At 61.7% G+C, this 15900-nt stretch carries 13 protein-coding genes; 10 read left to right on the top strand and 3 right to left on the bottom strand.

What is annotated here, in order from left to right; genetic code table 11:
- Window positions 1-90: 90 nt before the first annotated feature.
- Window positions 91-864: a transporter substrate-binding domain-containing protein gene (locus J3R80_RS05105; RefSeq protein ID WP_275392676.1), complete on the top strand. Its 774-nt coding sequence runs from the start codon at window positions 91-93 to the stop codon at window positions 862-864.
- 55 nt (window positions 865-919) lie between these two features.
- Here J3R80_RS05105 and J3R80_RS05110 read toward each other — a convergent pair whose 3' ends face one another.
- Together J3R80_RS05110 and J3R80_RS05115 are read right to left on the bottom strand one after the other, a co-directional pair.
- Window positions 920-2041 carry a class I SAM-dependent RNA methyltransferase gene (locus J3R80_RS05110; RefSeq protein ID WP_275392677.1) on the bottom strand — a complete coding sequence of 374 codons (1122 nt, stop codon included), beginning with the start codon at window positions 2039-2041 and terminating at the stop codon, window positions 920-922.
- 43 nt (window positions 2042-2084) lie between these two features.
- Window positions 2085-2648, bottom strand: a complete 564-nt coding sequence (locus tag J3R80_RS05115) for a DUF1285 domain-containing protein (RefSeq protein ID WP_275392781.1) — start codon at window positions 2646-2648, stop codon at window positions 2085-2087.
- Between the two features lie 116 nt (window positions 2649-2764).
- On the opposite strand from J3R80_RS05115, the gene J3R80_RS05120 reads away from it, so the two are divergent.
- From J3R80_RS05120 to J3R80_RS05135, 4 genes are read left to right on the top strand one after another with little or no spacing between them, the layout of a single operon-like run.
- Window positions 2765-3769 carry a MoxR family ATPase gene (locus J3R80_RS05120; protein WP_275392678.1) on the top strand — a complete coding sequence of 335 codons (1005 nt, stop codon included), beginning with the start codon at window positions 2765-2767 and terminating at the stop codon, window positions 3767-3769.
- Complete coding sequence (locus tag J3R80_RS05125; protein ID WP_275392679.1) at window positions 3766-4623, top strand: DUF58 domain-containing protein; 858 nt, start codon at window positions 3766-3768, stop codon at window positions 4621-4623. The genes J3R80_RS05120 and J3R80_RS05125 overlap by 4 nt, the downstream gene beginning before the upstream one ends.
- Window positions 4620-7394 carry a DUF4159 domain-containing protein gene (locus J3R80_RS05130; RefSeq protein WP_275392680.1) on the top strand — a complete coding sequence of 925 codons (2775 nt, stop codon included), beginning with the start codon at window positions 4620-4622 and terminating at the stop codon, window positions 7392-7394. Before J3R80_RS05125 ends, J3R80_RS05130 begins: the two co-directional genes overlap by 4 nt.
- Complete coding sequence (locus J3R80_RS05135; protein WP_275392681.1) at window positions 7391-9487, top strand: hypothetical protein; 2097 nt, start codon at window positions 7391-7393, stop codon at window positions 9485-9487. Before J3R80_RS05130 ends, J3R80_RS05135 begins: the two co-directional genes overlap by 4 nt.
- Before the next feature lie 3 nt (window positions 9488-9490).
- Here J3R80_RS05135 and J3R80_RS05140 read toward each other — a convergent pair whose 3' ends face one another.
- On the bottom strand, window positions 9491-10189 hold the full coding sequence (locus tag J3R80_RS05140) for a DUF599 domain-containing protein (protein WP_275392682.1): 699 nt from the start codon (window positions 10187-10189) through the stop codon (window positions 9491-9493).
- An 88-nt stretch (window positions 10190-10277) separates the two neighbouring features.
- Here J3R80_RS05140 and J3R80_RS05145 point away from each other — a divergent pair, with 88 nt between their 5' ends.
- The 5 genes from J3R80_RS05145 (at window position 10278) to J3R80_RS05165 (ending at window position 15849) form a co-directional block, all read left to right on the top strand.
- Window positions 10278-11711 carry an FAD-linked oxidase C-terminal domain-containing protein gene (locus J3R80_RS05145; RefSeq protein WP_275392683.1) on the top strand — a complete coding sequence of 478 codons (1434 nt, stop codon included), beginning with the start codon at window positions 10278-10280 and terminating at the stop codon, window positions 11709-11711.
- Window positions 11708-12832, top strand: coding sequence for a glycolate oxidase subunit GlcE (glcE, locus tag J3R80_RS05150; protein WP_275392684.1), 1125 nt, complete (start codon window positions 11708-11710; stop codon window positions 12830-12832). Before J3R80_RS05145 ends, glcE begins: the two co-directional genes overlap by 4 nt.
- 1 nt (window position 12833) lies before the next feature.
- Window positions 12834-14114, top strand: coding sequence for a glycolate oxidase subunit GlcF (gene glcF, locus J3R80_RS05155; RefSeq protein WP_275392685.1), 1281 nt, complete (start codon window positions 12834-12836; stop codon window positions 14112-14114).
- A gap of 89 nt (window positions 14115-14203) precedes the next feature.
- Entirely contained in the window at window positions 14204-15031 is an 828-nt protein-coding gene (locus J3R80_RS05160) for a trypsin-like serine protease (RefSeq protein ID WP_275392686.1), read from the top strand.
- 44 nt (window positions 15032-15075) lie between these two features.
- Window positions 15076-15849 (top strand): trypsin-like peptidase domain-containing protein, encoded by a 774-nt coding sequence (locus J3R80_RS05165; RefSeq protein WP_275392687.1) that lies wholly within the window; start codon window positions 15076-15078, stop codon window positions 15847-15849.
- The last annotated feature ends 51 nt before the right edge of the window (window positions 15850-15900 follow it).

The raw sequence follows: 15900 nt of genomic DNA on the forward strand, positions 1-15900 counted from the left end.
TCCATCCGAGGGCTGCCTTGACCCGTATCATGTTTATTAAGGTATACGGACAAGCAACGATTTTGATAACCACCAAAAGGACACCGCGCGATGAACTTTCTGCGAACTCTTGGGGCCGGGCTGCTGGCGATGACACTGCTGGCAGGCGGGGCGCAGGCCCAATCCGCCCTGAATGACATTCTTTCCGGCGGCGTCCTGAAGGTGGGCACAACCGGCGACTGGAACCCGATGTCGATGAAGGATCCGGCCACGGACAGCTATCGTGGTTATGACATCGACATCATGACCGAACTGGCCAAGGATCTTGAGGTCGAGCTGGAATTTGTGCCGGCCGATTGGAAAACCTTGGTGAACGGGATCGTCGCGGGCAAGTATCACATGACCGGCTCAGCCTCGATCTCGCCGTCGCGGATGAAAGTGGCCGGGTATTCCGAGCCCTATATCTCGGTGCAGATTCTGCCATTCACCACATCGGACAAGGTGGGGAACTATGATGGCTGGGATGCAATCAACAAACCAGAGGTGAAGGTGGCGACCACGCTTGGCACCTCGTTCGAAGGGATGGTGCGCAGTTGGTTCCCGGATGCTGACATCAAGGTCGTCGAAGCGCCTGCGCGCGGGTATCAGGAAGTTCTGGCCGGTCGCGCCGATGTGTTTATCACGTCGAACATTGAAGGCGCCACATTGACCGAGAAGTTTCCGAATGTGACAGCGGTTCCGGTGGATGCGCCGCGCGCGCCAACACCGATTGCAATGCTGTTGCCACAGGGCGATCAGGTTTGGATCAACTATGTGAACAGCTGGGTTAAGCTGAAGAAGGAACAGGGTTTCTTTACAGATACCGCTGCGAAATGGGGGCTGTAACTCAAGTCACTTGAAGAACAAAAGGCCGGGCATCGTTCCCGGCCTTTTCTTTGCATCAGGGCAGTTGCGAGGTCTGATACAGCTTCACCTTGGTGCCGCCGTGATCGACGGGTGGACCGGGGGGCAGGAACGGCAGACCTGTCGCCTTGGCCAGCCCGCCGTCGCTGGTGATGATCGCCACCCGCCAGCCTGCAAACCGCTCCATCAGCACCTTGCCCAAGGTGCCATACAGCGCGAACAGCAGTTTCTTGTTGCCGATCCGCCCACCATAGGGCGGGTTCACGATGACAAGGCCGGGTGGGGCATCGGGACGCTCAAGATCGCTGATCGCGGCTTCGGTGAAGTGGGTCAGGGGGGCGACCCCGGCGGCCTCGGCATTCTGTTGGCTGTTAGCAATCGCGCCGGCGTTGCGGTCCGACCCAAAGAACCGGGGGGGTGCCTCTGCGACCTGGACCCGGGTCGCGGTTTTCATCTTTGCAAAGGCTTCGGCATCGAAACTGGCCAGATGTTCGAAGGCAAAATGACGGGCGCGCCCGGGCAGCAATCCCACCGACATCTCGGCGGCTTCAATCAGAAACGTGCCGGATCCGCACATCGGGTCCAAGACCGGCTCTTGCCCATCGTAGCCAGCGGCGTTCAGGAACAAGGCGGCCAGAGTTTCGCGCATCGGGGCCTTGCCAGTCGCGGTCTTGTAGCCGCGCTTGTGCAGACTATCCCCCGACGTATCCAGACTGATCGTCACCAGATTGTCGTCGATCCGCACTTTCAGAACCAGAGCCGCATCTTTCGAGATCGTTGCACCCAGAGTTTCGCGGATCGCGGTTTCAACCCGTTGGGCGGCTGCCTTGTGGTGATAGATCTTCGACCGTTTGCACACCGCTTCGACCCGCACCGGTATATCGGCGCGCAACACATCGCCCCACGGAAATTTGCGCGCACGTTTGTCCAGCTGTGCCAGATGAAACGCCCGGAAGCTGCCCAGCCGCACAAGCACGCGCGTGGCCCCGCGCAGCGTCAGGTTGGCCCGCCAGACCTCGGCCCAGTCACCATGGATGGTCACGCCGCCGGGGCTGGCGGTGGGGGTGGCAAAGCCTGCGGCGCGTGCTTCGTCCGCCAGCACGGGTTCCAGACCCGGCGGGGCGACAAGGAAAATCTCATATGTATCGGTGTCAGTCATGCTGTCCCATAGCCCAAGGGCGCAGGCAGGGCGAGGGGGATTGTCACACCTTCAGGTCTTTCGACGGGATGATCGGAAAGAAAACACCGCTCGACCAAAGGCCGAACCAGCTTTCGCCGTCGTGATCCTCATGCGCGCCCAGATCGACCAGCCGATAGAAGCTTTTGCGGTCGATCAGCGCCTCAAGATTGGTGCGCACCAGCACATAGGGCGATGGCTCGCCCGTTTCAGGGTCGCGTTCCACACGGATCGGGGTATCAGGGCCAGCCACGGTTTCGTCACCGACATTGGTGGTGAAGGTCAGAACCTGATCGCGGCCCTTGCCCGTGGCTTCAAAGTCGATGGCGACGAAGGGGGCATCGTCCACGGTGATGCCGACTTTTTCCACGGGCGTGACAAGGAAATAGTCGTCGCCATCCTTGCGGATGATGGATGAGAACAGTTTCACCAGTTCGTGCCGCCCGATGGGGGTGCCAAGGTAAAACCAGGTCCCGTCACGCGCGATCCGCATGTCCAGATCACCACAGAAATCAGGGTTCCACAAATGCACGGGCGGCAGACCTTTCTTGCCCGCTTTTCGGGCCGCATCGGCCAGCGCTTCGGTCATGTTCTTGCTGGATGCAGCTTTTTCCGGCGATTTTCCGTCACTTGCCGTTTTTGTCATTTGTTCCCCCGACGCGTTTGGCCTTTAATGAAATGTAAAGCCCAAGCGGAGGAATTTCCATGACCAACGATGCCATTCTGGACGAGATCGAAGCCCTTGGTGACACGCTGGCGCGCGCGAAGGGTGTCATCTCGCGGCGAATTATCGGTCAGGAACAAGTGGTTGACCTGACCCTGTCGGCTCTGCTGGCGGGTGGGCACGCGCTTTTGATCGGGCTGCCGGGGCTGGGCAAGACGCGACTGGTGGAAACGCTGTCCACGGTGATGGGCCTGCGCGAAGGGCGCATCCAGTTCACACCCGACCTGATGCCATCCGACATTCTTGGGGCCGAAGTGCTGGAAGAAAGCGCCGAGGGCACCCGCTCGTTCCGGTTCCTGAAAGGGCCGATCTTCTGTCAGCTTCTGTTGGCGGATGAAATCAACCGCGCCAGCCCCCGCACCCAGTCGGCACTGTTGCAGGCGATGCAGGAACATCAGGTTTCCGTTGCCGGGCAGACTTATGAACTGGCCGCCCCCTTTCATGTGTTGGCCACGCAGAACCCGCTGGAACAGGAAGGGACCTATCCCTTGCCCGAAGCGCAGTTGGACCGGTTCCTGTTGCAGGTGGATGTTGACTACCCTGATCGCGACGCCGAGCGCGATATTCTGATTGCCACCACCGGCACCGAGGACGCCAAGGCCGAGCCGGTCTTTTCCGCTGCCGACCTGATCGCCGCGCAAAAGCTTTTGCGCCGGATGCCGGTTGGCGAGAACGTGGTCGATGCGATTCTTGATCTTGTCCGGGCCTGTCGTCCGGCGGAAGCCACGGCCCCGCAAATCGTGCGTGACACGGTCAGTTGGGGGCCGGGGCCACGGGCAGCGCAAGCATTGATGTTGCTGACAAGGGCGCGCGCCTTGATCGACGGGCGTCTGGCGCCGGGGATCGACGATGTGCAGGCGCTCGCGCGTCCGGTGCTCAGCCACCGTATGGCGCTGAGCTATGGTGCACGGGCGGCGGGTCATGATCTGGCCAGTGTGATTGACACAGTGGTCGACCAGACCACGCGCGCCGTGGCGGCGGCGTGACCCCCAACCCCACATTGCGCAGCCGGGCCGAGGGTCTGGCTGAACGGTTGCCGCCGCTTATGGCCCATGCGCGCCATTTGGCAGTCAGTGTCGAACTGGGCGAGCATGGTCGCCGCAAACCGGGGCAGGGGGATGCGTTCTGGCAATTCCGCCCCGCCCAACCCGGTGATCCGGCACATAGGATCGACTGGCGCCGCTCGGCCCGGTCTGACCAGCATTATGTGCAGGAAAAGGAATGGCAGGCGGCGCAAAGCGTTTTGTTCTGGGTGGATCCGTCGCGATCAATGGATTTTGCATCCTCGTCCGATCTGGCACAGAAAGGTGACGTGGCACGGCTGATCACCATGGCATTGGCCGTGCTTTTAGTGCGCGGCGGTGAACGGGTCGGATTGGCCACCAGTGCAGCCCCGGCAGGCCGAGGCGAGCTTGCCTTATCGCGCATGGCGACCGCCCTTCTGTCCCCGCAGACGGCAGAGTTTGCAGACCTTCCAGCCCGGTCCCGCGCGGTGTTCCTGTCAGACTTTCTTGGCGATACGGGCAGTGTCACCCGTGCCGTCACCCGTGCCGCAGATCGCGGCGTGACCGGCGTGTTGTTTCAAATTCTCGATCCGGTAGAGGAGGCGTTCCCCTTCCATGGCCGGATGATCTTCGAGGATATGAGCGGCGTGTTGGAACATGACACGACTGAGGCGCACGATCTGCGTGACCGTTATCTGGACCGGCTGACTGCGCGCAAGGCCGAGCTGTCCGATCTGGCGCAACGCACCGGCTGGCAATTTCACACGCATCATAGCGGGGACGCCGACAGTGCCGCCCTGTTATGGCTTTATCATGCGATCGAGGGGGACAGATGATCTTTGGCTTGCCCATCGCCTTCACGACCCCTTGGCTGCTGGCAGGGTTGGTGGCCTTGCCGGTTCTGTGGTGGCTGTTGCGTGCCATTCCACCCGCGCCGCTGCGCCAGCGGTTTCCGGCTGTTACCTTGCTGTTGGGGTTGGAAGATCGCGATGCGGAAAGCGATCGCACACCGTGGTGGCTTTTGTTGCTGCGCCTGTTGGCCGTTGCTGCGCTGATCCTTGGGTTTGCGGGCCCGGTGCTGAACCCCGAACAGCGTCAGGCCGGGCGCGGGCCTCTGTTGATCTTTGTCGATGCCGGGTGGGCGGCTGCGTCGGATTGGCCGCAGCGTATGGGCGCAATAAAAGATCAGCTTGATATCGCAGCTCAGGCCGGGCGCCCTGTTGCAATTGCCCTGTCGCACGAGGTTTCAGACACCGATGCCGCCGCGCCGCAATGGCAAAGCGCCGGCGATTGGCGCGTTCGGCTTGCAGGACTGTCCCCTGTCGCGTGGGAGGCCCCATATGGCGCCGCCTCTGCTTGGGTTGCCGGGCTTCAGGATGCCGACACGCTCTGGGTGTCGGACGGGGTGTCGCGAGCCGGGCGTCTTGACCTGCTGACGGCGTTCGAAGCGAAAGGCCGCGTTGACGTCGTGCAGCCAACCGCGCCGCGCTTTGGTCTGTTGCCAGCGCGGGCCGAGGATGGCGCGCTTGTGCTGGAAGCTCTGCGCACGGGTGTTGCAACCGGGACAGACGTTGTTGTGCAGGGCGTTGGGCCAGACCCGACCGGGGTCGAACGGGTGCTTGCCTCTTCCACACTCAGCTTCACCGCCGGGGCCGCCCGCGCCGAGGCACAGATGCCTCTGCCACCGGAATTGCGCAACCGGATCACGCGGTTTCAACTGGAAGATCAGCGCGCCTCTGGCGCTGTGACGCTGGCCGATGACAGCTTGCGCCGCCGCCGCGTGGCGCTTCTGACCGGCACCCAGTCGCGTGAGGGACTGGAGCTGTTGTCGCCCCTGCATTACCTGCGCGAAGCCCTGGTTCCGTCCGCCGAGGTGATCGAAGATGTCGCCATCGAAACGCTGATCGAAGCCGGGCCGGAAGTGTTGATCCTGCCCGATGTGCCCAGCCTTGCCGAACCTGACCAAAAGGCGCTGGCCGGATGGGTTGCCCAAGGTGGTCTGCTCTTGCGCTTTGCAGGGCCCCGGCTGGCAGCAGCCGATACCGGACGCGGGGTTGAGGATATCTTGCTGCCCGTTCGGCTGCGCTCGGGCGGGCGTGTGGTGGGCGGCGCGATGAGCTGGGGCGCTCCGCGCGCATTGGCACCTTTCCCCGAAACGTCGCCCTTCTTCGGGCTGCGGGTGCCAGATGATGTGTTGGTCCGCGCGCAAATTCTGGCCGAACCCAGCCCCGATCTTGCCGATCGCACATTGGCGTCGCTGGCAGATGGCACGCCGCTTGTGACCCGCAAGGCGTTGGGTCAGGGGCAGGTTGTGTTGTTCCACATTTCGGCCAATGCAGAATGGTCATCGCTGGCGCTGTCTGGACTGTTCGTCCAGATGCTTGAGCGGTTGGCGGTGTCGACCCGCCCCGGTCAGGTCGAGGCGCAGACATTGGAGGGCACGCAATGGGTCGCCGAACGCGTGCTTGACCCCTTTGGGCAACTTGGCCCAGCCGGGGCGCAGGCCGGGGTGCCGGGGCCTAGCCTTCTGGATGGCGCAGGCGCCGAGGTGCCGCCGGGGCTTTACGCCGACGGCGACCGCCGTTTGGCGGTGAACACGTTGGGTCCGGACGCGCAGATGTCGCCTGCCGACTGGCCTGCCCGCATAGTCCCCAGATGGAACGACCAAAGCGCCACGCGCAGCCTTGCGCCGTTTCTGTTGGCGACTGCGCTGTTCCTTGGGATGCTGGACATTCTGGCGAGCCTTTGGATTTCCGGACGGCTTCGCAGGCGGATGGTAGAAAGCGCGGCGCGTGTGGGTGTTCTTGTCGGCGCAGCGTTGTTCGTCCTGCCGGAATACGGCGCGGCGCAAGACGTTGAAACGCCCGAGGCGCTGATCAGCGCGGCCAGCACGGTAACGCTTGCGCATGTGTTGACCGGCGATCCGGCGACGGACGAGATCGCCAAGGCCGGGTTGATGGGTCTGTCCGATCAGATGTTTTCGCGCACGTCGGTCGAACCGGCACCACCGGTTGGACTGGACGTAGAGAATGATGAATTGTCGGCTTACCCGTTCCTTTATTGGCCGGTCAGCGAGACAACCCGCCAACCCAGCCCCGCTGCTTATGCACGTCTGAAAACCTATCTGGCGACTGGCGGGTTTATTCTGTTCGACACGCGTGATGCCGGGTTTGGCGGCGAAAGTGCTGCTGCTCGTCGGTTGCGCACCATTGCCCTGCCGCTGGGTCTGCCCCCTTTGGAACCCGTGCCGCACGATCATGTTCTGACCCGCGCGTTTTACCTGTTGGAAGAATTTCCCGGCCGCGCCCGCGGCCCAGCATGGGTCGAGGCCGCCCCGCCCAACGCAGAACGCGCCGAGGGGATGCCGTTTCGCAATCTGAATGACGGCGTCAGCCCGGTGATCATCGGTGGCAACGATTGGGCCGGTGCCTGGGCCATCCGGTCTGACGGGGCGCCGATGTTTCCGGTGGGACGCGGTCAGGCAGGCGAACGTCAGCGTGAAATGGCGGTGCGCTTTGGTGTGAACCTTGTCATGCATGTACTGACCGGGAATTACAAATCCGATCAGGTTCATGTGCCGGCGTTGCTGGAAAGGCTGGGGGAATGAACGCCTCGGGCCTGATATTTTCACCCGGTTTGCCGTGGTTGGTGATTGGTGTCCTCGCCGTGCTGTCGCTGGTCGCGCTTGGGCTGGCGGTGTGGCGCGGTTTGTCGGGCTGGGCGCTCAGGGCCGTGGCTGCTCTTGCTGTGCTGACGGCGCTTGCCGGGCCATCCCTGCAGCAGGAAGATCGCGATCCGCTGGCGGATATTCTGTTGGCCGTTGTTGATGACAGCGCCTCGCAAGGCCTGTCTGACCGACCCGATCAGAACGCAGCGGCGCTGGCATCGCTTGAGGCTCAGGTCGCCGGGCGTCCGGGGCTTGATTTGACCACGCGTCGCCTGTCTGAATTTGCCGATCCCGCCACGCCGGATGGCACCCATTTGATGCGCGCGATCACCGCTGCAATGGCCGATTTGCCCCGTGACCGTGTGGCGGGCGTCGTGGCCATCACCGATGGCGTGGTTCATGATACCGAGTTTGCGCCAAACCTGCCCGCGCCGTTTCAGGCGCTTCTGACCGGGCGGGCGGACGATTGGGATCTGCGCCTGTCAGTCACCGACGCCCCGGCCTTTGCCATTCTGGGCGAGCAAACCGAAATTCGCCTGCGTGTCGATGCTTTGGGCGCGCCGTTGGTCCCCAAGGAACTGGTCGAGCTTTCGATATCCCGCGACGGGGCTGACCCCGAATCTTTGCTGGCGCAGGTCGGGGCCGAGATTGTGCTGCCGCTGACCTTGACTCATGCAGGCCGCAATCTGGTCCACGTGACTCTGCCCGCCGCCGAGGGCGAGTTGACTGACCGCAACAATGCTGCCGTGATCGAAATAAATGGTGTGCGTGACCGCCTTCGCGTGCTTTTGGTCTCGGGCACGCCGCATCCGGGCACGCGCACGTGGCGCAACCTGCTGAAATCCGACAGCGCCGTGGACCTTGTGCACTTCACCATCCTGCGTCCGCCAGAAAAACAGGATGGTGTGCCTGTTCATGAGCTCAGCCTGATCGCCTTCCCGACGCAGGAATTGTTCGTCGACAAAATCGATGAGTTTGATCTGATCATCTTCGACCGCTATCGGCTGCGCGGGATTTTGCCCGGTGGGTATCTGGACAGTGTCCGAGCCTATGTCGAACGGGGCGGTGCCGTGTTGATCGCGGCTGGTCCCGCCCTGGCCGGGGCCGAAAGCATCGCGCGGTCGGGGCTGGCGGGCATGTTGCCGGCTTTCCCCACAGGGCGTCTGGTGGAAGACGCATTCCGGCCTGAAATCAGCGACGCGGGTGCGCGCCATCCGATTTCGCGCGATCTGGAAGATTTCGCGCCCGAGGGCGGTTGGGGTCCATGGCTGCGCCGGATCGAGCTTGAACCGACCGGGGGTCACACGATCTTGAACGGACCTGATGATGCTGCGCTTTTGACCGTTGATCGCGTGGGCGATGGTCGCGTGGCCTTGCTGGGATCAGACCATGCGTGGCTGTGGGCGCGTGGGTACGAAGGTGGCGGGCCGCAGTTGGAGCTGTTGCGCAGACTGGCCCATTGGCTGATGCGCGAACCCGAGCTTGAGGAAGAGGCGCTGACCGCCACCGCCACTGAAACCGGGCTGCGCATCGAACGCCGCACCATGCAGGACAGCACTCCTGAGGCGATCGTAACTTTCCCAGATGGAACCGAAGCGCCGGTTGAACTGACGGAACGCGCGCCCGGCGTGTTTGACGGCGAGATCGCGGTGACAGAACAGGGGCTGTATCGTGTCGCACAGGACGATCTGACAACGGTTGTGGTGCGTGGGCTGGCAGCGTTGCGTGAGTTTGAACAACCGATAGCCGATGCCGCCCCGCTTGCCCCATTGGGCCATGTGACGAATGGCACCGTCACCCGGATCGAGGATGGCCTGCCCGGCCTGCGTCCGGTGCGGATGGGCCAACTGGCGCATGGTCGGGGCTGGATCGGTTATACACCGCGCAACGCCTATGTGACACAAGCGATCCGGGTGATTCCCCTTGCTCCGGCATGGCTGATGCTGGCCATTGCTGCGCTGTCGCTGATCGGGGCATGGCTGATCGAAGGGCGCGGTGGTGCGCGACGAACAGACCCGTCGTCTGCCCGCTGAAACCTAGCTGTCGGGCTGCATCAGGACAGATCGCGAATGCGATGCAAACTCGCGCCGATACAGGAGCATGACGGTGAGCACGGTCGCTACGATCAAACTGGCGGGGCCAAGCAGCCATGCCAATGCCCCCAACGCGAAATAGACCGAACGCAGGCCACGATTGAAACTGCGTGCCGCCGAGATGTTAATGTCGCCTGCCTTGCGGGCGCGGGGCAAGGCGGTCGGGTCCATCGGGTCATTGGGCACCGAGGCCATGACAACCGCACAATAGCCGAACAGGCGATGCGACCATACGAAACTCAGAAACGCGTTGGCGAGAAAAAGCACCACCAGCAGGATCTTGATTTCCCACACCAATTCCGGTGCGCTGTTTTGAATCAGATCCTGGGCGACGCCGCGCAACCGCTCGGTATTGCCCAACAGTGCCATGCCACCCCCGATCGCGATCATCGAGGCCGAGGCGAAGAAACTTGCCCCCTGGCGCAGCGTGGCCAGGATGGCGCTGTCGAAAATGCGCGGGTCGCGTTCGACAAATTGCACCATCCAATCGCGGCGGTATTGCGCCACAAGCCCCGATACCGAGGGTTTGGATGACGGGGCATGTTCAATTCGCCAACCAATTGCGGCCCAGGCCAGAATGATCAGGCAAACGGCGACACCGTCTAGCGGAGAAAACAGAGACAGACGTTCGGTCAAGGACATGCGCGCACGCTTAGCGCATTCCTTTCGGTTGCCAAACTGGAAAATTGGTAATATATTTTTACCAATTACTGATGATGGAGGGAATCCGATGCAGATGCCGACCCCTGACGCCACCATTCTTGCGCGCAAGGATCAGATCGTGAAGCGTCTGCAGGATGTCTTGCCAGATGGCGCCGTTGTCCATGATCCGTTTGAAACACGCGCTTATGAATGTGATGCGTTGACCGCCTACAAGTGTCCACCGCTATGTGCCGTGCTGCCCGCCTCGACCGCAGAGGTGTCGGCGGTCATGCGGGTGTGCCACGAGGAAGGCGTGCCGGTGGTGCCACGTGGCGCAGGCACGTCGCTGGCCGGTGGTGCTCTGCCCACGTCCGACAGTGTGATCTTGGGGGTGGCCCGGCTGAATGACGTGCTTGAAACCGATTTCGCAAACCGGATCATCCGGGTGCAGTCGGGGCGCACCAACCTGTCCGTCACCGGTGCGGTCGAAGAAGAAGGCTTCTTCTATGCCCCCGATCCGTCAAGCCAACTGGCCTGTGCGATTGCGGGCAATATCGCGATGAATTCGGGCGGGGCGCATTGCCTGAAATATGGTGTCACCACCAACAACCTGATGGGCGTGACGATGGTCATGGCTGATGGCGAGGTGATCGAGATCGGAGGCGCGCATCTGGATGCGGGCGGGCTGGACCTGTTGGGGCTGATTTGCGGATCCGAGGGCCAATTGGGCATCGTGACCGAGGCGACCCTGCGCATCCTTGCCAAGCCAGAAGGCGCGCGCCCGGTGCTGGTCGGGTTCGACTCGAACGAAGTCGCGGGCCATTGCGTATCCGACATCATCAAATCTGGCATCCTGCCCGTCGCGATCGAGTTCATGGACCGCCCCTGCATCCGCGCCACCGAAGCCTTTGCCGGGGCAGGCTATCCCGATTGCGAGGCGTTGCTGATCATCGAGGTCGAAGGGTCGGACGCCGAGATTGACGATCAACTGTCGCGCATCACGCAGATTGCCCGCGCCCATAACCCGGTGGAATTGCGCGAAAGCACGTCTGCCGAGGAAAGCGCGAAAATCTGGCTGGGCCGCAAGTCGGCCTTCGGGGCGATGGGGCAGATCAACGACTATATGTGTCTGGATGGCACGATCCCCGTGTCCGAACTTCCCTTGGTGCTACGCCGTATTGGTGAAATGTCGAAAGAGTATGGGCTGGACGTGGGCAACGTGTTCCACGCAGGCGATGGCAACATGCATCCGTTGATCCTGTTTGACGCCAACAAACCCGGCGATCTTGAGAAATGCGAGGCGTTCGGGGCGGATATCCTGAAACTCTGTGTCGAGGTTGGCGGATGTCTGACCGGTGAACATGGGGTTGGAGTAGAAAAAAGAGACTTAATGGTTTCACAATACAACCAAACCGATCTTGAGATTCAGCTGGCCGTCAAAGACGTGTTCGATCCCAACTGGCTTTTGAACCCAGCCAAGGTGTTCCCCCTGTCGACAACGGAAACAAGGCGCGCCTCATGACCCTGAAAACAGAAGCAGAGCTGGCCGAGGCGATTGTCGCGGCCAATGGCCCCTTGCGTATCCAGGGCGGTGGCACCCGCGACATCGGGGCGCCCGTCGATGGTGCCATCCTGTCGACCGCCGGTCTGTCGGGCATAACGCTATACGAACCCGGCGCGCTGACACTGGTGGCGCGGGCTGGCACCCCCTTGGCCAAGGTCGAGGCGCTTTTGGCCAGCGAAGGTCAACGGCTGGCCTTTGAACCCGGCGACATGCGACCGCTTCTGGGCACCAAGGGCGCATCCACCATCGGTGGTGTGATCGCCACCAACGCGTCTGGTCCCCGTCGCATTCAGGTCGGGGCGGCGCGTGATTTCTGCCTTGGCGTCCGCTTTGTGGATGGGCAGGGGCAGGTTTTGAAAAACGGCGGGCGCGTGATGAAGAACGTGACCGGTTATGACCTCGTGAAGCTGATGACCGGAAGCTGGGGCACGCTGGGCGTGTTGACCGAGGTCAGCCTGAAGGTGCTGGCCATACCGGAAACCGAGGCGACGCTGATTTGTGATGACGCGAAGGCGAAAACTGCCGTGGCGTCGATGGCGGCGGCGCTTGGTTCGCCGTTTGACGTGACGGGGGCGGCTTTGATGAATGGCCGGACGATGATCCGGGTCGAGGGCTTGGCGCAATCGGTGGAGTATCGCGCGAAGGCATTGCAAGCGGGTGTGCTCAAGGGGTTCGATATCATCAATGGCGATGCGTCCGCGGCACTGTGGACAGACCTGCGCGATGTGAAACCCTTTGCGAGTCAAGGCGGCGCGGTCTGGCGCATTTCGGTCAAACCGTCAGACGGGCCGACGCTTGTCCGCGAACTGAGTGGCTTCGCACACGACGCGATCTACGACTGGGGCGGCGGCCTGATTTGGTTGCGTGTGCCGGATGAAGGCGATGCTGGTGCCCAGATGATCCGTAAGGAACTGAGCCATATCGGGGGCCATGCGACATTGGTGCGGGCCAGTGCCGGAACCCGGGCTGCCGTGCCGGTGTTCCATCCCGACCCGGCCCCTGTTGCAACTCTGACCCAAGGCTTGCGCGCCAAGTTCGATCCGCGCGGCATCCTGAACCACGGCCTGATGGGAGCCTGACATGCAAACGCATTTCACGGAAGAGCAACTGAAAGACCCTGCGATAAAGCGCGCCAACGAGATTTTGCGCTCGTGCGTCCATTGCGGGTTCTGCACGGCGACCTGCCCCAGTTACCAGGTGTTGGGCGATGAACTCGACAGCCCTCGGGGCCGCATTTATCTGATCAAGGACATGCTTGAAGCCGGGCGTCCCGCCGACAAGAAAACGGTCGAGCATGTTGATAAATGCCTCTCCTGCCTTGCCTGCATGACGACTTGTCCATCTGGCGTGCATTACATGCACCTGATCGACCACGCGCGCGCGCATATCGAGAAGACCTATAAACGTCCACTATTTGACCGGATGCTGCGCTGGACGCTGGCACAGATCATTCCATATCCGGGCCGGTTCCGGTTGGCGATGCAGGGCGCGCGATTGGCGCGGCCCCTGCGCAAGTTCATGCCCGATCCCCGGCTGGAGGCAATGCTGGAAATGGCACCGCCCAAGCTGCCGCGCCCCAGCCCGAACGACAAACCGCAGACCTTCCCGGCCAAGGGCGCGCGCAAGATGCGCGTGGCGTTGTTGACGGGCTGCGCGCAGAAGGCGCTGGATACGGATATCAATGATGCCACCATTCGCCTGTTGACCCGGCTGGGGTGCGAGGTCGTCGTGGCCAAGGGGATGGGCTGCTGTGGGGCGCTGACCCATCACATGGGCAAAGAACATGAAAGCCACGCCCAGGCCAGCGCGAACATCGCCGCATGGATGCGCGAGAAAAACAGCGATGGGCTGGACGCCATCGTGATCAACACATCAGGTTGCGGCACCACGGTGAAGGACTACGGGCACATGTTTCGCAATGACGCGCTGGCCGAAGATGCGGCAACCGTGTCGACGCTTGCCATGGATGTCAGTGAATTGCTGATGAAACTCGATCTGCCCGAGGCGCATATGAACAAGCGTGTGGCCTATCACTCGGCCTGCAGCCTGCAGCACGGCCAACAGGTGAAAACCCACCCGAAAACGCTGTTGAAACGGGCGGGGTTCGAGGTTGTGGAGCCCGTCGATGCCCATCTGTGCTGCGGCTCTGCCGGGACCTATAACCTGATGCAGCCGGAGATTTCGCAAGAACTGAAGCGCCGCAAAGTCACCAATCTGGAAGCCAAATCGCCCGAGATCATCGCGGCGGGCAATATTGGCTGCATGATGCAAATTGGATCGGGCACCGGCATTCCTGTCGTCCATACGGTCGAGCTGTTGGATTGGGCCACCGGGGGGCCACAGCCACGCAAATTGACCTGACCCGAACAGTTTTTTCTTTTTCCTGCCCCTATTTTCGCCCTAAACATATGGTCAGAGGGTGGATGAACCGCCCCGTTAGAGGCAGAGAAATGAAGAAACTGATAGCTATGATGGCGGTGGGCCTGTGGCTCGCCAGCCCCTTGGTCGCATCCGACCCGTCACCCCTTCGCACCTTGATGACAGGGGATGACAGCCGGGGCTGGGAAGGCGTGGGACGGTTGAATATCGGCGCGGGTGGCTTGTGCACCGGGGCAATGATCGGCGAAAATCTGGTGCTGACAGCAGCCCATTGTATGTTTGACAAGGTCTCTGGCGCGCGCGTCAGACCCGAGGAAATCCAATTTTTGGCGGGTTGGCGCAACGGGCGGGCCTCGGCCTATCGCGGGGTGCGGCGGGCGGTTGTTCATCCTGATTTCACCTTTACCACTGACGACCGGGCCGCGCGCGTAGTGAATGACCTTGCGGTGCTGGAACTGGACCAGCCCATTCGCAAAAGCTCGGTCCAACCGTTTGCCATTCATTCCCGTCCGCGCAAAGGGGCCGAAGTCGGCGTCGTATCCTATGCGCATAACCGTTCTGAAAGCCCGGCTTTGCAGGAAATGTGCAAGGTGCTGGCGCGTCAAAGCGGGGCGCTGGTGATGAGTTGCTCAGTTGATTTCGGATCCTCTGGCGCGCCCGTTTTTGTCGTGCAGGACGGAAAACCCGCGATCGTGTCGGTGATTTCGGCCAAGGCGATGGTTCGAGATATTCCCGTTTCGCTGGGCACCAGCCTTGAAAAGCCGTTGGCGGAACTGATGCAGATGCTTGCCAATGGGGATGGCGTGTTTACGCGCGTGCAATCAGTCTCGCGCCCGCCGGTCAGCACCTTTGGAACAGGCGCAGCCGGTCCAGGTGGCGCAAAATTCCTGCGCCCATGATGCGAAGGCTAAACGGATTTATTCTTTTTATTGCTGCGTTTATTATGATGATTCCCGCCGCGATGGCCGAGGAGCCCACGGGTTTGCACCGTTTGACACAGCGTGAAGATCTGTTCGGTTACGAGGCGGTCGGGCGTTTGGATTTCGGTCAAGATGGCTATTGCACCGGTGTGTTGATTTCAACGGACCTTGTTCTGACCGCCGCGCATTGTCTGCGTGATATTGCCCGTGCGGGTCATGTGAAGGGGGTGCGGTTCAGGGCAGGATTGCGGGACGGGCGCGCGGTGGCGATCAGAAATGCCAAGCTGGCAATCATGCATCCAGATTATGACCCCAACCAACACATGACCGCCAAGAATATTCGCAACGATGTTGGATTGGTGCAACTCGATACACCAATTGCGGCAGCGGTCGCGGCCCCGTTTGCCGTGACGCAATTGCCGCGATCCAAACGTAAAGTGTCTGTCGTCAGTTACGGGAAAGGCCGAGATGCAGCCCTGTCGCGCCAAGCGGTCTGTGAGGTGTTGGGACGCGGTGGGGGTTTGCTGGCGTTTAACTGCGATGTGACCTTCGGGTCCAGCGGGGCGCCGGTGTTTGATGACAGTGCACATCGGATACGCATCGTATCCCTGGTGTCGGCCGGAACGCGTGGGCAACGTGACAAGATTGCCTATGGAACGGAACTTTTCGAACGTGTGACAGAAGCCAAACGGGCGCTGCGGGCCGGAACAGGTGTGATCGGCGAAACCGGCTTCAAGCCACGCCGCTTGGGCGTTGGGCAGGCAAACGATGCGGGTGCGAAATTTCTGCGCCCCTGACCTCTTGAAGGGTGAAAAATCCTCCATAAATTTGTGACACGGGTGCCGAAC

It is taken from the genome of Aliiroseovarius sp. Z3 (assembly GCF_029105185.1).
Lineage (GTDB): Bacteria > Pseudomonadota > Alphaproteobacteria > Rhodobacterales > Rhodobacteraceae > Aliiroseovarius.

Excerpts from the sequence above, each read along its gene's own strand:
- J3R80_RS05105 (WP_275392676.1), top strand. The coding sequence starts at position 91 with ATGAACTTTCTGCGAACTCTTGGGGCCGGGCTGCTGGCGATGACACTG.
- J3R80_RS05110 (WP_275392677.1), bottom strand. The coding sequence starts at position 2,041 with ATGACTGACACCGATACATATGAGATTTTCCTTGTCGCCCCGCCGGGT.
- J3R80_RS05115 (WP_275392781.1), bottom strand. The coding sequence starts at position 2,648 with ATGACCGAAGCGCTGGCCGATGCGGCCCGAAAAGCGGGCAAGAAAGGT.
- J3R80_RS05120 (WP_275392678.1), top strand. The coding sequence starts at position 2,765 with ATGACCAACGATGCCATTCTGGACGAGATCGAAGCCCTTGGTGACACG.
- J3R80_RS05130 (WP_275392680.1), top strand. The coding sequence starts at position 4,620 with ATGATCTTTGGCTTGCCCATCGCCTTCACGACCCCTTGGCTGCTGGCA.
- J3R80_RS05135 (WP_275392681.1), top strand. The coding sequence starts at position 7,391 with ATGAACGCCTCGGGCCTGATATTTTCACCCGGTTTGCCGTGGTTGGTG.
- J3R80_RS05140 (WP_275392682.1), bottom strand. The coding sequence starts at position 10,189 with ATGTCCTTGACCGAACGTCTGTCTCTGTTTTCTCCGCTAGACGGTGTC.
- J3R80_RS05145 (WP_275392683.1), top strand. The coding sequence starts at position 10,278 with ATGCAGATGCCGACCCCTGACGCCACCATTCTTGCGCGCAAGGATCAG.
- glcE (WP_275392684.1), top strand. The coding sequence starts at position 11,708 with ATGACCCTGAAAACAGAAGCAGAGCTGGCCGAGGCGATTGTCGCGGCC.
- glcF (WP_275392685.1), top strand. The coding sequence starts at position 12,834 with ATGCAAACGCATTTCACGGAAGAGCAACTGAAAGACCCTGCGATAAAG.
- J3R80_RS05160 (WP_275392686.1), top strand. The coding sequence starts at position 14,204 with ATGAAGAAACTGATAGCTATGATGGCGGTGGGCCTGTGGCTCGCCAGC.
- J3R80_RS05165 (WP_275392687.1), top strand. The coding sequence starts at position 15,076 with ATGATGATTCCCGCCGCGATGGCCGAGGAGCCCACGGGTTTGCACCGT.